The 15,680-nt window shown below is 65.2% G+C and carries 13 protein-coding genes; 4 read left to right on the forward strand and 9 right to left on the reverse strand.

The features are described from left to right. Window positions 1-6: 6 nt before the first annotated feature. Window positions 7-1,125, reverse strand: coding sequence for an ABC transporter ATP-binding protein (locus ACNFBT_RS06450; protein WP_416747563.1), 1,119 nt, complete (start codon window positions 1,123-1,125; stop codon window positions 7-9). A 229-nt stretch (window positions 1,126-1,354) separates the two neighbouring features. On the opposite strand from ACNFBT_RS06450, the gene ACNFBT_RS06455 reads away from it, so the two are divergent. Further along, window positions 1,355-2,260 (forward strand): LysR substrate-binding domain-containing protein, encoded by a 906-nt coding sequence (locus ACNFBT_RS06455; RefSeq protein WP_416747565.1) that lies wholly within the window; start codon window positions 1,355-1,357, stop codon window positions 2,258-2,260. Between the two features lie 122 nt (window positions 2,261-2,382). On the opposite strand, the gene ACNFBT_RS06460 is transcribed toward ACNFBT_RS06455, so the two are convergent. The 4 genes from ACNFBT_RS06460 to trxA form a co-directional block, all read right to left on the reverse strand. Continuing rightward, window positions 2,383-3,351 (reverse strand): CDP-6-deoxy-delta-3,4-glucoseen reductase, encoded by a 969-nt coding sequence (locus ACNFBT_RS06460; RefSeq protein WP_416747567.1) that lies wholly within the window; start codon window positions 3,349-3,351, stop codon window positions 2,383-2,385. 109 nt (window positions 3,352-3,460) lie between these two features. After that, the gene (ubiD, locus tag ACNFBT_RS06465) at window positions 3,461-4,927 is read right to left on the reverse strand and encodes a 4-hydroxy-3-polyprenylbenzoate decarboxylase (protein WP_416747569.1); all 1,467 of its coding nucleotides are present in this window, start codon (window positions 4,925-4,927) and stop codon (window positions 3,461-3,463) included. A gap of 220 nt (window positions 4,928-5,147) precedes the next feature. Continuing rightward, complete coding sequence (gene rho, locus ACNFBT_RS06470; protein WP_275609711.1) at window positions 5,148-6,410, reverse strand: transcription termination factor Rho; 1,263 nt, start codon at window positions 6,408-6,410, stop codon at window positions 5,148-5,150. A 248-nt stretch (window positions 6,411-6,658) separates the two neighbouring features. Further along, window positions 6,659-6,985 carry a thioredoxin TrxA gene (trxA, locus tag ACNFBT_RS06475; RefSeq protein WP_015475045.1) on the reverse strand — a complete coding sequence of 109 codons (327 nt, stop codon included), beginning with the start codon at window positions 6,983-6,985 and terminating at the stop codon, window positions 6,659-6,661. A gap of 190 nt (window positions 6,986-7,175) precedes the next feature. On the opposite strand from trxA, the gene ppx reads away from it, so the two are divergent. Further along, a complete protein-coding gene (gene ppx / locus ACNFBT_RS06480) occupies window positions 7,176-8,678 on the forward strand; it encodes an exopolyphosphatase (RefSeq protein ID WP_416747572.1) in 1,503 nt (500 codons plus the stop codon). Between the two features lie 281 nt (window positions 8,679-8,959). Here ppx and ppk1 read toward each other — a convergent pair whose 3' ends face one another. Both ppk1 and hemB read right to left on the reverse strand, forming a co-directional pair. Beyond that, the gene (ppk1, locus tag ACNFBT_RS06485) at window positions 8,960-11,152 is read right to left on the reverse strand and encodes a polyphosphate kinase 1 (RefSeq protein WP_416747574.1); all 2,193 of its coding nucleotides are present in this window, start codon (window positions 11,150-11,152) and stop codon (window positions 8,960-8,962) included. A gap of 21 nt (window positions 11,153-11,173) precedes the next feature. Continuing rightward, on the reverse strand, window positions 11,174-12,187 hold the full coding sequence (hemB, locus tag ACNFBT_RS06490; RefSeq protein ID WP_416747576.1) for a porphobilinogen synthase: 1,014 nt from the start codon (window positions 12,185-12,187) through the stop codon (window positions 11,174-11,176). 222 nt (window positions 12,188-12,409) lie between these two features. Between hemB and ACNFBT_RS06495 the strand changes: the two genes are divergently transcribed. After that, entirely contained in the window at window positions 12,410-12,970 is a 561-nt protein-coding gene (locus ACNFBT_RS06495) for a DedA family protein (protein WP_416748294.1), read from the forward strand. 4 nt (window positions 12,971-12,974) lie between these two features. Here ACNFBT_RS06495 and ACNFBT_RS06500 read toward each other — a convergent pair whose 3' ends face one another. Next, window positions 12,975-14,213 (reverse strand): sterol desaturase family protein, encoded by a 1,239-nt coding sequence (locus ACNFBT_RS06500; protein ID WP_416747578.1) that lies wholly within the window; start codon window positions 14,211-14,213, stop codon window positions 12,975-12,977. A gap of 154 nt (window positions 14,214-14,367) precedes the next feature. Here ACNFBT_RS06500 and elbB point away from each other — a divergent pair, with 154 nt between their 5' ends. Further along, entirely contained in the window at window positions 14,368-15,021 is a 654-nt protein-coding gene (gene elbB / locus ACNFBT_RS06505) for an isoprenoid biosynthesis glyoxalase ElbB (protein ID WP_416747580.1), read from the forward strand. Window positions 15,022-15,177: 156 nt separating this feature from the next. Here elbB and ACNFBT_RS06510 read toward each other — a convergent pair whose 3' ends face one another. Continuing rightward, entirely contained in the window at window positions 15,178-15,648 is a 471-nt protein-coding gene (locus tag ACNFBT_RS06510; protein ID WP_416747582.1) for a YaiI/YqxD family protein, read from the reverse strand. Window positions 15,649-15,680: the final 32 nt, after the last annotated feature.

The following is a 15,680-nucleotide window of genomic DNA, read 5'->3' on the forward strand; positions in this document are numbered from 1 at the left end:
CCCCGCTCAGTCCAGCAGGACGCTGGCGCTGCCGGCTTCGAACAGCAGCCCGGCGCGTTGTCCGGCCACCAGGCGCTGACGCTGGCCGGCGCTGTTGGGCGCACGGACCGTCAGGCGGGTGCCGTCGGCGAGGCTGACCTGGTACTGCAGGTCGGTGCCCAGGTAGATCTGCTGGGTGATGCTGCACGGCGTGGCGGACGTGTTGTCCTCGGCCACCAGTTGCAGGCGTTCCGGGCGGATCGACAGGGTGACCTCGGCGCCGGCCTTGAGCCCCTCGCGGCTTGCCGCCTGGATCAGCTGGCCACCGGGGATGCGGAACTGCGCGCAGTCACCGGTGATGCTCTCGACCCGGGCCGGGAGGAAGTTGGTCTCGCCGATGAAGTCGGCGACGAAGCGGTTGCGCGGATGCTCGTAGATCTCGTCCGGGCAGCCGACCTGCTGCACCTCGCCCTCGGAGAGCACGGCGATGCGGTCGGACATGGTCAGGGCTTCTTCCTGGTCATGGGTGACGAAGATGAAGGTGATGCCAGTCTTGGACTGGATCGCCTTGAGCTCTTCGCGCATGGCCTGGCGCAGCTTGAGGTCGAGGGCGGACAGCGGCTCGTCGAGCAGCAGCACCTTGGGGTGCGGCGCCAGGGCGCGGGCCAGGGCGACGCGCTGTTGCTGGCCGCCGGAGAGCTGGGTCGGCTTGCGCTGGGCGAAGCGCTCCATCTGCACCAGGGCGAGCATTTCGCGGACGCGCTCGGCGACCTGCGCCTTGCTCATGCGCTTGCCCATCGGGTGCGATTCCAGGCCGAAGGCCAGGTTCTCGGCGATGGTCATGTGCGGGAACAGGGCGTAGTGCTGGAACACAGTGTTCACCGGACGCTCGAACGGCGGGCGGTCGGCGATGTTCTCGCCGTACAGCTGGATTTCCCCGGCGGTGGGGAATTCGAAGCCGGCGATCATCCGCAGCAGCGTGGTCTTGCCGCAGCCCGAGGGGCCGAGCAGGGTGAAGAACTCGTTGTCGCGGATATCCAGGTCGACGCATTTCAGCGCCACGGGACCGCTGGCCGGATCGCCGTAGACCTTGCGCACGGAGCGGATGGAAACCGCCGCCGTCTGCAGGCTGTGCAGGGCATTCATGGTGAAACCTCCGCATCCTTCCCGTCCGCCGCACACTGGCGGTCGGGGGATCTTGTAGTTGTTCTGGCAGGACTAGAGAAACGCTGGAACCAGCGCCGGCCGCATGTTCGGCTCGAATTATCGTGGTGCTCCTGGAGCGGATATTCGAAGAAAGGTGGTTGAGCGAAAAGCTCAATTTTCTTACATTCGGTATTAAAAAAATTAACAGCTCACCGCCGAGGCAATTTTCATGTCGATCCAGCGCCTTCCGCCGCTCAATGCCGTCCGCGCCTTCGAGGCCGCCGCCCGGCTGGGCAGCTACGTCGCGGCCTCCCGGGACCTGCACGTCACGCAGCCAGCCATTGGCCGCCACGTGAAGCTGCTGGAGGACTGGCTGGGCGTGCAGCTGTTCGAGCGCACCCCGCGCGGGGTCAGCCTCACGCCCGCCGGACAGCGCTACTACGCGAAGATATCCACAGCCCTGCAGCAGATCGCCGATGCCGGCCACGAGCTGGCCCCCGGCGGCTCGGCGCGCTGGTTGAAGATCATGGCGGTGCCGGCCTTCACCAAGCGCTGGCTGATGTCGCGCCTGGAAACCCTGCGCCAGCAGCGCCCGGGCCTGAAGGTGGCGGTGGAGCCCAACCCCACCTTCACCGAGGTGGACGGCAAGAGCGCGGACCTGGGCATCGTCTACGGCCTGCCGGGGATCTACCCGCAATGCCATGCGACGCTGATCCGTCCGGCGGTGTTTCCGGTCTGCTCGCCGTCCTACCTGGCCGAGCACGGCCCGCTGACCAGCGCGCGCGATCTGGCGCAGCACGATCTAATCCATGTGGACGACGGCGAATGGTGGAACCTCTGGCTGTCCACCATCGGCCTGGACCTGCGGGTGAGCCCGGAGGTGCTCTACGTCAGCAACGACCACGCCCTGTCGATGGCCGAGGCCGGACACGGCATCGCCCTGGCCAACCTGGTGCTGGTCAAGCACCAGCTGGCCGCCGGCACCCTGGTGCGACCGCTGGCCGAGGAAGTGCCGCTGGAGAGCTACCAGCTGTTGCTACCGCCGGGGCCGGTCAGCGCCGACGTGGCGTGGTTCGAGGAGTGGATTCGTGCGGCGTTGCAGGAGGAGTTTTCCACCGGGTCTCCGCATGGCTGAGGGCCAGAATCCCGGCTGCGGCGTAACCCTGTAGGAGCGAGCTTGCTCGCGAACCCGCCAGCTCCGACGCTGCAGGGAACATCGTTCGCGAGCAAGCTCGCTCCTACAAAAAGCCGGGCGAATCAGCCGCGTGGCGCGTAAGCGAAAACATCCGCGCGCATTTGATGCGGGTCCATGCCCGCCGCCACCAGCGCATCCAGGGTGCCGTAGACCATCGCCGGCGAGCCGCTGGCGTAGACGCGCAAACCCGAGAGGTCGGCAAAGTCTTCGCACACCGCCTCATGCAGCAAGCCGCAGCGCCCCACCCAGCCGCACATATCACTGACGATCTTGTGCAGGTGCAGATTGGGCACGCCTTGCCACTGGTCCCAGTGCGGCAGCTCGTAGAAGTCTTCCGGGCGGCGCACGCCCCAGTACAGGTGTACCGGGTGGGCAAAGCCGGCGGCGCGGCAGTATTCGATCAGGCTGTGCATCTGCGCCATGCCGGTGCCGGCGGCGATCAGCACCAGCGGGCCGTCCGGCAGGTCTGCCAGGTGCGCGTCGCCGAACGGCATCTGCACGCGGGCGAAACGGTCGCGCTGGAGTTGCGCCAGCAGGTCGATGGCGCTGTTCTCCCGGGCCAGGATGTGCAGCTCCAGGTCACGTCCTTCCTGCGGCGCGGAGGCCATGGAGAAGGCGGCCGGATCGCTGCCATCGCGCTCGATCAGCAGGTACTGCCCCGCGTGGTAGCGCGGCGGCTTGCCGGCCGGCGCGCGCAGGCGCACGCGCCAGACATCGCCGCCCACCGGCTCGCATAAGGTCAGTTGGCAGGACAGTTTGCGCAACGGCAGTTCGCCGGGAGCCAGCACGCCGTCCCAATGCAGCACGCAGTCTTCCAGCGGCTCGGCCAGGCAGGTGAAGAGTTCGCCCTGGTCGCGCACTTCGCCGTCCTGGCGCACGCGCCCCTCCACCAGCAGCGCCGCGCAGATGTGGCAGTTGCCGTTGCGGCAGCTCTGCGGGCATTCGTAGCCCAGGCGCCGCGCGCCATCGAGGATACGTTCGCCGGGTTTCAGCTCGAGCTGGGCGCCGGAGGGTTGCAAGGTCACTTTCAAGCGTTGTTCTCGTTGTTTTGTTCTTGTAGGAGCGAGCTTGCTCGCGAACCGAGCCCCACTGCGAAGCCATGTTCGCGAGCAAGCTCGCTCCTACAGGCCACTCCGGACATCAATCGATGCCCAGGCTCGCCCAGATTTCATCGACACGGCGGGTCACCGCCGGGTCCTTCTCGATCACCCTGCCCCACTCGCGGCTGGTCTCGCCCGGCCACTTGTGGGTGGCGTCCAGGCCCATCTTCGAGCCGAGGCCCGAGATCGGCGAGGCGAAGTCCAGGTAATCGATCGGCGTGTTGTCGATCATCACCGTGTCGCGCTTGGGGTCCATGCGCGTGGTGATCGCCCAGATCACGTCGTTCCAGTCGCGGGCATTGATGTCATCGTCCGTGACTATGACGAACTTGGTGTACATGAACTGTCGCAGGAACGACCACACGCCTAGCATTACGCGCTTGGCGTGGCCGGGGTACTGCTTCTTCATGGTCACCACCGCCATGCGGTAGGAGCAACCTTCGGGCGGCAGGTAGAAGTCGGTGATCTCCGGGAACTGCTTTTGCAGGATCGGCACGAAGACTTCGTTCAGCGCAACGCCGAGGATCGCCGGCTCATCCGGCGGGCGGCCGGTGTAGGTGCTGTGGTAGATCGGTTTCTGCCGGCGGGTGATGCGCTCGACGGTGAACACCGGGAAGCGGTCCACCTCGTTGTAGTAGCCGGTGTGGTCGCCGTAGGGGCCTTCATCGGCCACCTCGCCGGGATGGATCACCCCTTCGAGGACGATCTCGGCGCTGGCCGGCACCTGCAGGTCGCTGCCGACGCACTTCACCAGTTCGGTCTTATGCCCGCGCAGCAGGCCGGCGAAGGCATATTCGGAGAGTGTGTCCGGCACCGGGGTGACGGCGCCGAGGATGGTCGCCGGGTCCGCGCCCAGGGCCACGGCGACCGGGTAGGGTTTGCCCGGGTGCTTCTGGCACCACTCGCGATAGTCCAGCGCGCCGCCACGGTGGCTGAGCCAGCGCATGATCACCTTATTGCGGCCGATCACCTGCTGGCGGTAGATGCCGAGGTTCTGCCTTTCCTTGTTCGGCCCGCGGGTGACGGTCAGGCCCCAGGTGATCAGCGGCGCGACGTCGCCGGGCCAGCAGGTCTGCACCGGCAGCTTCGACAGGTCGACGTCGTCGCCCTCCTCGATCACTTCCTGGCACGGCGCGTCCTTGAGGACCTTGGGCGCCATGCTGATGACCTTCTTGAAGATCGGCAGCTTCGACCAGGCGTCCTTCAGCCCCTTGGGCGGCTCGGGCTCCTTGAGGAAGGCCAGCAGCTTGCCGATCTCGCGCAACTCGGAGACGTCCTCGGCGCCCATGCCCAGGGCCACGCGCTCGGGCGTGCCGAACAGGTTGCCGAGCACGGGGATGTCATAGCCGGTGGGTTTTTCGAACAGCAGGGCCGGGCCCTTGGCGCGCAGGGTGCGGTCGCACACCTCGGTCATTTCCAGCACAGGGGAAACCGGCGCCTGGATGCGCTTGAGCTGTCCACGCTGCTCCAGGGCGGCGATGAACTCGCGCAGGTCGCGATACTGCATGAGGGTCTCGATGCGAAGGTGAAGATGCGACAGTTTAGCCGCTAACAACGCCTCGCAGAAACACGAAGGCCGGGTTTCCCCGGCCTTGTGGCATTACTAACGCGCGTAGAGGCGCTGGCAAATCTGAGCGAAGCGGTTCTGGCTAGGCGCCTGGCCGAAGACAGTACTTCTCGTACGGCGAGGCCAGGCAACAACGCCAGAACAGATTTGCCGGCGACTCTTACTTGCTGCGCTTCATCGAGTCGAAGAACTCGTCGTTAGTCTTGGTCTGCTTGAGCTTGTCGAGCAGGAATTCGACCGCGGCGATCTCGTCCATCGGGTGCAGGATCTTGCGCAGGATCCACATGCGCTGCAGCTCTTCCTCACCGGTGAGCAGCTCTTCGCGACGGGTGCCGGAGCGATTGATGTTGATCGCCGGGAACACGCGCTTCTCGGAGATGCGACGGTCGAGGATGAGTTCCGAGTTACCGGTGCCCTTGAATTCCTCGTAGATCACTTCGTCCATCTTCGAGCCGGTTTCGATCAGCGCGGTGGCGAGGATGGTCAGCGAACCGCCTTCCTCGATGTTGCGCGCGGCGCCGAAGAAGCGTTTGGGCTTCTCCAGGGCGTGGGCGTCGACACCACCGGTGAGCACCTTGCCGGAGCTCGGGATCACGGTGTTGTAGGCACGCGCCAGGCGGGTGATGGAGTCGAGCAGGATGATCACGTCCTTCTTGTGCTCGACCAGGCGCTTGGCCTTCTCGATCACCATCTCGGCGACCTGCACGTGGCGGGTCGGCGGTTCGTCGAAGGTGGAGGCGACCACTTCGCCGCGCACGGTGCGCTGCATCTCGGTCACTTCTTCCGGGCGCTCGTCGATCAGCAGGACGATCAGGTGGCACTCGGGGTTGTTGCGGGTGATGTTCGCCGCGATGTTCTGCAGCATGATGGTCTTACCGGCTTTCGGCGGTGCGACGATCAGGCCGCGCTGGCCCTTGCCGATCGGGGCGCAGAGGTCGATCACCCGGCCGGTGAGGTCCTCGGTGGAGCCGTTGCCGGCTTCCATGGTCAGGCGCTTGGTCGGGAACAGCGGGGTCAGGTTCTCGAACAGGATCTTGTTCTTCGCGTTTTCCGGGCGATCGAAGTTGATCGTGTCGACCTTGAGCAGCGCGAAGTAACGCTCGCCTTCCTTCGGCGGACGAATCTTGCCGATGATGGTGTCGCCCGTGCGCAGGTTGAAGCGCCGGATCTGGCTGGGCGAGACGTAGATGTCGTCGGGGCCGGCCAGGTACGAGGAATCGGCGGAGCGCAGGAAGCCGAAGCCGTCCTGGAGAATCTCCAGCACGCCGTCGCCGGAGATTTCCTCACCGCTCTTCGCGTGCTTCTTCAGCAGCGCGAAGATGATGTCCTGCTTGCGCGAACGAGCCATGTTTTCCAGGCCCATGGCATCGGACATTTCCAGCAATTCGGCAATCGGCTTTTGCTTGAGTTCGGTCAGATTCATAGAAGGGGACGTAAATACGCTGAAAGGGGAAAAGGGAACAAGCGTGATGCTTGAAGAGCCGTGCCGCAGATGACGGACAGGATCGCTTGGAATTCGAATAGGAAGTGCGTCGGCGACGGCTTGCAGGGAACAACGAAAACTCGTTGTGGCCCGAATTTAACACCCGGGTTTCGGAGCGTCTAGGGGAAAATAACGCCGAAAAGAAAAAAGCCCCGCTGATTTGCGGGGCTTTTTACGCAGGCTTCGACTCAGATGTTGCTGTCGAGGAAGGCTGCCAGCTGGGACTTGGACAGTGCGCCGACCTTGGTCGCTTCGACGTTGCCGCCCTTGAACAGCATCAGGGTCGGGATACCGCGCACGCCGTACTTCGGCGGGGTGTCCTGGTTCTCGTCGATGTTCAGCTTGCAGACTTTCAGCTTGCCCTGATAGTCCTTGGCGATCTCGTCGAGTACCGGGGCGATCATCTTGCACGGGCCGCACCATTCGGCCCAGTAGTCGACCAGCACGGGACCGTCGGACTTCAGTACGTCCTGCTCGAAGCTGGCATCGGTAACATTGACGATATGTTCGCTCATGTATTCTCTCCGTCAATCGGATGCGAAAAAGTGTCCGTCATCATATCCCGCCTCGGCCCGCACCGAAAGGCACAGCTGATTGAGTCTATCTATCGCTGCTGCGGCATTTGCTGATCGGTGACACCCTCTTCATTGGCACTCCCGGCCTAAAATGGCAGGATGTCTCCTGTATTTGTCCGGACCTTCAAACATGCCCCATACCCCAGCCAAGACCTTCCCCTTGATCGCGGCCATCGACCTCGGCTCGAACAGCTTCCACATGGTTTTGGCGAAGGCCGATCACGGCGAGATCCGCATCCTTGAGCGGCTTGGCGAGAAGGTCCAGCTGGCCGCCGGCATCGGCGAAGACCGCATGCTCACCGAAGAATCGATGCAGCGCGGCTTCGATTGCCTGAAGCAGTTCGCCCAGTTCATCAGCGGCATGCCGCCGGGTTCGGTACGCGTGGTGGGCACCAACGCCCTGCGCGAGGCGCGCAACCGCGCCGACTTCATCCGCGTCGCCGACCAGATCCTCGGCCACCCGGTGGAAGTCATCTCCGGCCGTGAAGAAGCGCGCCTGATCTACCTGGGCGTGTCCCACACCCTGCAGGACACCCCCGGCAAGCGCCTGGTGGTGGACATCGGCGGCGGCAGCACCGAATTCATCATCGGCCAGCAGTTCGAATCGCAGCTGCGCGAGAGCCTGCAGATGGGCTGCGTGAGCTTCACCCAGCGTTACTTCAAGGACGGCAAGATCACCCCGGCGCGCTACGCCCAGGCCTACACCTCGGCGCGACTGGAACTGATGAGCATCGAGAACAGCCTGCGCCGCCTGGGCTGGGACGAGGCGGTGGGCGCCTCCGGCACCATCCGCGCCATCTGCCTGGCGATCCAGGCCGGCGGCCACGGCAACGGCGAGGTCAACCCCGAGGGCCTGGCCTGGCTCAAGCGCAAGATGTTCAAGGCAGGCGAGGTCGAGAAGCTCGACATCGACGGCATCAAGCCCGACCGCCGGCCGATCTTCCCGGCGGGCATGGCGATCCTCGAGGCGCTGTTCGACGCCCTCGAACTGACCCGCATGACCCACTCCGAAGGCGCCCTGCGCGAAGGCGTGCTCTACGACCTGCTCGGCCGCCACCACCATGAGGACGTCCGCGAGCGCACCATTGGTGCACTGATGGAGCGCTACCACGTCGACCCGGAACAGGCCGCGCGTGTCGAGGCCAAGGCGCTGGAGTCCCTGGACCAGGTCGCCGATGCCTGGGACCTGAACGACGACGGCCACCGCGAACTGCTGATGTGGGCCGCCCGCGTGCACGAGCTGGGCCTGGACATCGCCCACTACCACTACCACAAGCACGGCGCCTACCTGCTGGAGCACTCGGACCTCGCCGGTTTCTCCCGCATCGACCAGCTGACCCTGGCGCTGCTGGTGCGCGGCCACCGCCGCAATATCCCGGCGGACAAGTTCAACGAACTGGGCGACGAAGGCGACAAGCTGATCCGCCTGTGCATCGTGCTGCGCTTCGCCATCCTCTTCCATCACATTCGTGGCACCCAGCAGATGCCGGCGGTGACCCTCAAGGCTTCCTCCAAGTCCCTGAGCGTGCGTTTCCCGGAAGGCTGGTTGGCCGCCAACCCGCTGACCCAGGCGGACTTCGAGCAGGAAGCCGGCTGGCTCATGCGCGTGGGATACTCGCTCAGCGTGAGCTGATCGGTATCGCGGTACAGAAAGGCCCCGGCGCGCAAGCACCGGGGCCTTTTCGTTTCCGCGAGGGCGATTCACTGCAGGAGCGAGCTTGCTCGCAAACCCGAGTTACCGGGCACGTCGATGCTGGGCGATTCGCGAGCAAGCTCGCTCCTACGAAAAACGTCTCACCGGGTACATTGGTGCTGCGCAATTGACGAGCAAGGACTGGGCGCCCCCCTCAGTCCTACAAACGCACATGAAAAAGCCCTGCCGAGGCAGGGCTTTTTCATGGGGCAAGCGTCGGATCAGCGCGAGCTGATCACCGGCGTGCACAGGCGATCGAGCAGTATCGCCTGGGAGTTGCGGGCGTTCTGGTTGCCGCTGGGGCTCTGGCGCACGTAGCTGCCGTCGGCCTGCAGCACCCAGGCCTGGGTGTTGTCGGCCAGGTACGACTCCAGCTCCTTCTTCACGCGCTGCACCAGCTTCTTGCCTTCCACCGGGAAGCAGGTCTCCACGCGCATGTCGAGGTTGCGTTCCATCCAGTCGGCGCTAGAGAGGTAGAGCTTCTCGTCGCCACCGTTGAGGAAGTAGTAGATCCGGCTGTGCTCCAGGAAGCGGCCGATGATCGAGCGCACCTGGATGTTGTGCGACACGCCCGGCACGCCCGGACGCAGGCAGCACATGCCGCGCACCACGAGGTCGATCTTCACGCCGGCCTGGCTGGCCTTGTACAGCGCGCGGATGACCTTCGGGTCGGTCAGCGAGTTGACCTTGGCCATGATCTGCGCCGGCTTGCCCTCGGCGGCCTGGGCGGCCTCGCGGTTGATCATCTCCAGCAGGTTCTTCTTCAGGGTGAAGGGCGCGTGCAGGAGCTTCTTCATGCGCAGGGTCTTGCCCATGCCGATCAACTGGTTGAACAGCTTGTGCAGGTCCTCGCAGAGCGCCACGTCGGCGGTCAGCAGGCTGTAGTCGGTGTACAGGCGGGCGTTGCCGGCGTGGTAGTTGCCGGTACCCAGGTGCGCGTAGCGGCGCAGCTCGCCGTCCTCGCGACGCAGGATCAGCATCATCTTGGCGTGGGTCTTGAAGCCGACCACGCCGTAGATCACCACGGCGCCGGCCTGCTGCAGGCGGCTGGCCAGCTGCAGGTTGGATTCTTCATCGAAGCGCGCCCGCAGCTCGATCACCACGGTGACTTCCTTTCCGTTGCGCGCGGCTTCCACCAGCGCGTCGACGATCTCGGAGTTGGCGCCGGAACGATACAGCGTCTGCTTGATCGCCAGCACGCTGGGGTCCTTGGCGGCCTGGCGCAGCAGGTCGATCACCGGGGTGAAGGACTCGAACGGGTGCATCAGCAGCACGTCGAGCTTGCCCAGGACGTTGAACAGGTTTTCCTTCTTCTGCAGCAGCTTCGGGATCGCCGGGGTGAACGGCGGGTACTGCAGCTCCGGATGGCTGGCCAGCCCCGTGACGCTGAACAGGCGGGTCAGGTTGACCGGACCGCTGACGCGGTACAGCTCGGTCTCGGACAGGCCGAACTGCTTGAGCAGGTAGTTGGACAGGTGCGTCGGGCAGGTGTCCACCACCTCCAGGCGCACGGCGTCGCCGTAGCGGCGCGAGAACAGTTCGCCGCGCAGCGCGCGGGCCAGGTCCTCGACGTCCTCGGCGTCCACCGAGAGGTCGGCGTTGCGGGTCAGGCGGAACTGGTAGCAGCCCTTCACCTTCATGCCATGGAACAGGTCGTCGGCATGGGCATGGATCATCGACGACAGGAACACGTAGTTGTCGCCCGGGCCGGCGACGTCTTCCGGCAGGCGGATGATCCGCGGCAGCGAGCGCGGCGCCGGGATGATCGCAAGGCCGGAGTCGCGGCCGAAGGCGTCCAGGCCTTCGAGCTCGACCATGAAGTTCAGGCTCTTGTTCACCAGCAGCGGGAACGGGTGGGTCGGGTCGAGGCCGATGGGGGTGACGATCGGCGCGATCTCGTCGCGGAAGAAGCGACGGACCCAGGCCTTGATCTTCGGCGTCCAGTAGCGACGGCGGATGAAGCGGATGTCGTGCTTGGCCAGCTCCGGCAACAGGATGTCGTTGAGGATGCTGTACTGGCGGGCGACCTGCTCGTGCACCTGCTCGCTGATGCGCGCCAGCGCCTGGTGCGGCAGCAGACCGTCGGCGCCGGCCTGTTCGCGGGCGAAGGTGATCTGCTTCTTCAGGCCGGCGACGCGGATCTCGAAGAACTCGTCGAGGTTGCTGGAGAAGATCAGCAGGAACTTCAGGCGTTCCAGCAGCGGGTAGGACTCATCCAGCGCCTGCTCCAGCACGCGGATGTTGAACTGCAGCTGCGAGAGCTCGCGATGAATGTAGAGGGCACTGTCGTCCACGTTGACCGCAGGAACGGTCACCTCCGGCGGCGGAGGCGTCGCCTCGGTGGTCTCTGCCACGACGACTTCGGTGGTTTCAGCTTCGAGGAGTTCGGTTTCGCTAAGGCCTTCGGTATTCATCGCAAGTCTCATCGACGGGGGTCAGCCCCCCTTTTTCAATTGTTCTGCAGCACGTTTGGCGAAGTAGGTCAGGATGCCATCTGCGCCGGCGCGTTTGAAGGCCAGCAGCGATTCCAGGATGACCGCTTCGCTGAGCCAGCCGTTCTGGATGGCGGCCATGTGCATCGCATACTCGCCACTGACCTGGTAGACAAAGGTCGGCGCGCGGAATTCGTCCTTCGCCCGTCGAACGATATCGAGATAGGGCATGCCCGGTTTGACCATGATCATGTCGGCGCCTTCGGCGAGGTCCGCGTAGATCTCGTGCAGCGCTTCGTCGCCGTTGGCCGGGTCCATCTGGTACGTGGCCTTGTTGCCCTTGCCGAGGTTGGCGGCCGAGCCGACCGCGTCGCGGAACGGGCCGTAGTAGGCACTGGCGTACTTGGCCGAGTAGGCCATGATGCGCGTGTTGATGTGACCGGTCGACTCCAGGGCTTCACGGATGGCGCCGATGCGGCCGTCCATCATGTCCGACGGAGCGACCACCTGGGCGCCGGCTTCGGCATGGGACAGCGCCTGCTTGACCAGCACGTCGACGGACACGTCGTTCAGTACATAGCCGTCCTCATCGAGGATGCCGTCCTGGCCGTGGCTGGTGAAGGGGTCCAGGGCGACGTCGGTGATGATCCCCAGCTCCGGGAAGCGCTCGCGCAGGGCGCGGGTGGCGCGCTGGGCGATGCCGTCGGGGTTGAAGGCTTCGGCGCCGTCGAGGGACTTCTTCTCCGTCGGGGTCACCGGGAACAGCGCCACGGCCGGGATACCCAGCTCCACCAGCTCCTCGGCTTCCTTGAGCAGCAGGTCGATGGACAGGCGCTCCACGCCCGGCATCGAGGCCACCGCCTCACGCTGGTTCTTGCCGTCGAGGACGAACACCGGAAGGATCAGGTCGTTGGTGGTCAGCACGTTCTCGCGCACCAGACGACGGGAAAAGTCGTCACGGCGATTGCGGCGCAGGCGGGTGAAGGGGAAGGCACGATCGGCAGGAATGAAGCTCACGGCGTACTCCAGGGCCTGGACAGACAGGCACAGTGTGACAGTTATAGCCGTGAATTATGACCGATTGGTAACAAGCGGTAACAGTGACCCTTGGTCGCGGCATCCTGCCGCACCGGCTGGCGGGCGAGGGGAGTTGCTCCAGGTCAGGGGTGACGACTGGCACGCCTTCCCCCGGAGCGACAACCGGGTTAGGCTTCGCGTTCATTTCGCTGCGTTGCCTCGATAATGCTCCAACAATTCCTGCAGGATTTCGGCTATATCGCCCTGTTCCTCGGCACCTTCTTCGAGGGCGAGACCATTCTGGTTCTGGCCGGGTTCCTGGCGTTTCGCGGCTATATGCAGCTGGAATACGTAATCGCCGTGGCCTTCCTGGGCAGCTACGCCGGCGACCAGCTGTGGTACTTCCTCGGCCGCCGCCATGGCCGCAAGCTGCTCGCGCGAAAGCCGCGCTGGCAGCAGATGGGCGACAAGGCGCTGGAACACGTGCGCCGCCGCCCGGACTTGTGGGTTCTGAGCTTCCGCTTCGTCTACGGCCTGCGCACCGTGATGCCGGTGGCCATCGGCCTGTCCGGCTATCCGCCGGCGCGCTACCTGCTGCTCAACGGCATCGGCGCCATCGTCTGGGCCACCGTGCTGGGCTCGGCGGCCTACTACTTCGGCAGCGTGCTCGAGGGCGTGCTGGGCAACATCAAGAAGTACGAACTGATGGTGCTTGGCGGCCTGATCGTCGTCGGCCTGCTGCTCTGGCTGCACCGCCGCTTCAAGAACGCCAGCAAGACCTGAGCCCTCAGGCGGCCTGGGGCAGCCGTTCGGCGCGCCGCAGGCCCAGCAGTCCGATCAGGCTCCCCAACGTGTAGACCGCCAGCGCCCAGGGCGCCCACTGCGGCAATTCGATACCGCCCCACAGGACCAGCGCCGCCACCGCCGGCACGTTGAGCGCCAGGCGCAGCACCTCCAGCTTCAGAGCCCAGGCGCGGTTTTCCAGCCAGGCGCCGATGGCATACAGCCCGAACGCCATCCAGGCCAGCCCGATCACCTGCGGCAGCACCCGCCAGCCCTCCCCCACACCCAGCAGCCAGGTGCCGATCGCCACATAGGTCGCGAACTGGAGGCCGGCGTAGCCCTTTCGGCCGCACGTGAGCGGCACCTCGAACTTGCGGAAGGCTGCCAGGTCCGGCTTGGCCATGGGGTAGCGCCGGGCGACATCCTCCGGACGCCAGCCGGTACGCATGAACCAGATGCGCAGCTTGTCCCACCAACTGGCAGCGCGACGCGCGTCGTTCCACAGGTGCGCGTAGACCTGCAGGTTGGCCCACAGCGGGTTCCAACTGGCCAGCGGCATGGTCACGCCAAATACCACCGGCTCCTCGTCCAGCTCCTCCTGGAAGGTGCCGAACAGGCGATCCCAGAGGATGAACACCCCGCCGTAGTTGCGATCCATGTACACCGGGTTCTGTGCGTGGTGCACGCGGTGGTTGGACGGGGTGATGAAGACCCACTCGAAGACGCCGAGCTTGGGAATGTGCCGGGTGTGCACCCAGAACTGGTACAGCAGGTTCAGCGCGCCGACGGTGAGGAACACCAGCGGCGGCACGCCGGCCACCGCCATCGGCAGATAGAAGATCCAGCCGAAGATGAAGCCGGTGCTGGTCTGCCGCAGCGCCGTGGAGAGGTTGTAGTCCTCGCTCTGGTGGTGCACCGAATGCGCCGCCCAGAGCACATTGCGCTCGTGGCCCAGCCGGTGGTTCCAGTAGTAGCAGAAGTCGTAGAAGACGAAGGCGAACACCCACACCCAGAGGCTCCGCGCCGACAGTTCGAACAGCGCCAGGTGCTGCCAGGCGAAGGTGTAGGTGACCAGCGCAAGGCCCTTGGTCAGCAGTCCGCTGGTGGTGGACAGGACGCCTGCGCTGAGGCTGTTCAGCGCATCGCTCAGGCGATAGGTGCTGACGCCCCGCCAGCGGTCCGCGAGCAGCTCGACCGCGATCAGGAGGAAAAAGAAGGGTACGGCGAAGAGGATGTAGTTCATGGCTCGGCCGAGTCGTTATGCTTATGGGAAGGCCTCAGGGCCAACGCGCCCTGATGATTGATCCTAGCCCCTAGCCCATCGCCGGCCCCGACCGCCGGCGACAACCCGGGCGGCATATCGCGACACGCCCGGCACCCTCGAACAGGAGCAGTCCATGCACAAGAAAGTTGCCGTCATCCTCTCCGGCTGTGGCGTCTACGACGGCGCTGAGATCCACGAAAGCGTGATCACCCTGCTGCGCCTTTCCCAGCGCGGCGCGAAGGTGCAGTGCTTCGCCCCGAACATCGCCCAGCACCACGTGCTCAACCACCTGACCGGCGAAGAAATGGCCGAGAGCCGCAACGTACTGGTGGAATCCGCGCGCATTGCCCGTGGCGAGGTGAAGGACGTTCGCGAAGCCAGGGTCGAAGACTTCGACGCGCTGCTCGTCCCCGGCGGCTTCGGCGCCGCGAAGAACCTCAGCAACTTTGCCTTCCAGGGCGACCAGTGCGAGGTCCAGCCGGACGTGCTGGCCCTGGCCAAGGCCTTCGCCGCGGCGAAGAAGCCGGTCGGCCTGATCTGCATCGCCCCGGCCATGGCCGCGCGCATCTACGGCGCGGGCGTGGAATGCACCATCGGCAACGACGAAGGCACCGCGCAGGCGCTGACCAGAATGGGCGCCAAGCACATCGATTGCGCCGTGGAAGACATCGTCGAAGACAAGGCCCACAAACTGGTCACCACCCCGGCCTACATGCTGGCGCAGTCCATCGCCGAAGCCGCTTCGGGCATCAACAAGGCGGTCGACCGGGTGCTGGAGCTGGCGTGAATTGAGCTTCCGAGAGCTGAGGCGCCTTTGATCTCGTAGGAGCGGACCTTGTCCGCGAAGTGTCCGAATCGCGCCGGATGTCTTCGCGGACAAGGTCCGCTCCTACAAAAGGCCCGCTGCAAACAAAAACGCCCGGCATCGCCGGGCGTTCTCATTTCAGGCCTTGCGACTCTCCGCCTCGCGCATCAGGCGCGTCAGTAGCCGGTCCAGACCGTTGGCGAAGGCCTGCCGGTCCTTATCACCATAAGGCGCCTGCCCTCCTCCCACCTGCCCCTGCTCGCGCAGGTCGGTGAACAGGTTGCGCACCGCCAGGCGCTCACCCATGTTCTTCTCGTCGAACTCGCGACCACGCGGGTCGAGCGCGTCGACGCCCTTCTTCACCAGCCGGTCGGCCAGCGGCACGTCGCTGCAGATCACCAGGTCGCCCGGCTCGGCCTGCTCCACCAGGTAGTCGTCGGCGGCGTCCATCCCGCTGGGCACCACCACCAGGCTGACGCAGGCGAACGGCGGCTTGGCCACGGGCTGGCCGGCGACCATCACCACCTCCAGCTTGCGCTTGAGGGCGAATTTCGCCACCAGGTCCTTGGCCGCGCGCGGGCAGGCGTCGGCATCGATCCAGATACGCATCAGGGAAAACCTTCCTTCGAAAAGCACGACGG

The organism is Pseudomonas sp. NY15181 (genome assembly GCF_048068055.1).
Taxonomy (GTDB): Bacteria; Pseudomonadota; Gammaproteobacteria; order Pseudomonadales; family Pseudomonadaceae; genus Pseudomonas.

What these genes read in the sequence shown, in the direction of transcription:
- ACNFBT_RS06450 (WP_416747563.1), bottom strand. Translation starts at nt 1,125, where the DNA reads ATGAATGCCCTGCACAGCCTGCAGACGGCGGCGGTTTCCATCCGCTCC.
- ACNFBT_RS06455 (WP_416747565.1), top strand. Translation starts at nt 1,355, where the DNA reads ATGTCGATCCAGCGCCTTCCGCCGCTCAATGCCGTCCGCGCCTTCGAG.
- ubiD (WP_416747569.1), bottom strand. Translation starts at nt 4,927, where the DNA reads ATGCAGTATCGCGACCTGCGCGAGTTCATCGCCGCCCTGGAGCAGCGT.
- rho (WP_275609711.1), bottom strand. Translation starts at nt 6,410, where the DNA reads ATGAATCTGACCGAACTCAAGCAAAAGCCGATTGCCGAATTGCTGGAA.
- trxA (WP_015475045.1), bottom strand. Translation starts at nt 6,985, where the DNA reads ATGAGCGAACATATCGTCAATGTTACCGATGCCAGCTTCGAGCAGGAC.
- ppx (WP_416747572.1), top strand. Translation starts at nt 7,176, where the DNA reads ATGCCCCATACCCCAGCCAAGACCTTCCCCTTGATCGCGGCCATCGAC.
- ppk1 (WP_416747574.1), bottom strand. Translation starts at nt 11,152, where the DNA reads ATGAATACCGAAGGCCTTAGCGAAACCGAACTCCTCGAAGCTGAAACC.
- ACNFBT_RS06500 (WP_416747578.1), bottom strand. Translation starts at nt 14,213, where the DNA reads ATGAACTACATCCTCTTCGCCGTACCCTTCTTTTTCCTCCTGATCGCG.
- elbB (WP_416747580.1), top strand. Translation starts at nt 14,368, where the DNA reads ATGCACAAGAAAGTTGCCGTCATCCTCTCCGGCTGTGGCGTCTACGAC.
- ACNFBT_RS06510 (WP_416747582.1), bottom strand. Translation starts at nt 15,648, where the DNA reads ATGCGTATCTGGATCGATGCCGACGCCTGCCCGCGCGCGGCCAAGGAC.